The sequence below is a fragment of the Pseudomonas defluvii genome (genome assembly GCF_001695625.1).
Classification (GTDB): domain Bacteria; phylum Pseudomonadota; class Gammaproteobacteria; order Pseudomonadales; family Pseudomonadaceae; genus Aquipseudomonas; species Aquipseudomonas defluvii.
In genome coordinates this window covers 1-643 of the sequence record NZ_MBPN01000314.1, presented here as the reverse complement: position 1 = coordinate 643, position 643 = coordinate 1, and the positions used below count along the sequence as shown (strand labels likewise).

The following is a 643-nucleotide window of genomic DNA, read 5'->3' as shown; positions in this document are numbered from 1 at the left end:
ACCGCCTCACCGACGTCGGCATGGGCCTGCAGTCGCGCTTCGATTTCGCCCAGTTCGATGCGGTAGCCGCGCAGCTTGACCTGTTGGTCGATACGCCCCAGGTATTCCAGATTGCCGTCGGCCAGCCAGCGCACGCGGTCGCCAGAGCGGTACAGCCGGCCACCGGTGGTGGAAAACGGGTCGGGCACAAAGCGCTCGGCGGTCAGGTCTGGGCGCTGGTGATAACCACGGGCCAGCCCTTCGCCGCCAATGTACAGCTCGCCCGCCACACCCGGTGGCAACAGGTTAAGGTCGGCATCGAGCACATACAGGGTGCGGTTGCCGACCGCACGGCCGATGGGGGCGTAGGGTGTTTCGCACGGTACATCGCCGTCGGCCCGCCACAAGGTCGGGGTGACGATGGTTTCCGTCGGCCCGTAACCGTTGATGATGCGCGGCGCTTTCAGGCCACGGCGCAGCAGCTCGAAGGTCTCCCGCGACACCGCTTCACCGCCGATGGTGCATGAGCGCAACTTTAAAGGCTGCGGATGCGCCAAAGCCCACTCGGCCAGTTGATGGGCATAGCTGGTGGGGAAATAGGCCACGGTAACGTCTTGGTCCACCAGCGTCTGGTAGCTCTGCTCTGCCGAGATCAGCCCCGGGC

Annotated in this window: 1 protein-coding gene; it reads right to left on the bottom strand. The window is 65.5% G+C overall.

Annotation, left to right across the window (positions count from 1 at the left end; genetic code table 11):
* A partial coding sequence (locus EKA13_RS27520) for an AMP-binding protein (RefSeq protein ID WP_141685688.1) occupies nucleotides 1–643 on the bottom strand: 643 nt, incomplete at both ends.